Raw genomic sequence first — 530 nt, 5'->3', positions numbered from 1 at the left:
CCCTCCGAGAGCAGGTGCCCGCCGATGCCCCGCCCCCGGAAGTCCGGCAACAGACCGAAGTACGAGATCTCCACCACCCCGTCCGGCTGCCCCTCCAGTTCGATGAAGCCCGCCGGGGTGTCCCGGACGTACGCCACCCGGGTCTCCACCGCCGGCCGCTCCAGAAAGGCCAGCCACCGCCCGCGGTCCCAGGACAGGCGGTCCGTCCAGCTCACGTCCCCGCCCACCGCGGTGTAGAGGAAACGGCTGAACTCCGGGGACGGGACCCGCGCCCGGGCGAGCCGCACCCCGTGCGCGGGATCGGGGGCGGACGCCGGACGCAGGTCCGTCGGCGAGGTCTGTTCGAGATACCAGGTGACCACCTCCACCCCGTCCATCGGGTCCTGCTCGTCCCGTCCATCGGGTCCCCCGGCACCGCCGGGTACCCGCCTTCCACCGCGCGGATCGATCGAACCGTTCACACGGTCATCCCAGCACACCCCCACCGGGGAGCGTCCCGCCGGCTGCCGAACGGCCCTGTTCGTCCCCTG

The 530-nt window shown here is 73.0% G+C and carries 1 protein-coding gene; it reads right to left on the bottom strand.

The features are described 5' to 3' along the window. A partial coding sequence (locus FOE67_RS28065; protein ID WP_182667600.1) for a GNAT family N-acetyltransferase occupies positions 1-377 on the bottom strand: 377 nt, incomplete at its 3' end. Between the last annotated feature and the right edge of the window lie 153 nt (positions 378-530).

The organism is Streptomyces calidiresistens, assembly GCF_014141525.1.
Lineage (GTDB): Bacteria > Actinomycetota > Actinomycetes > Streptomycetales > Streptomycetaceae > Streptomyces > Streptomyces calidiresistens.
Note: the sequence above shows the minus strand (reverse complement) of the source record. Positions and strands in the feature narration are given on the sequence as shown.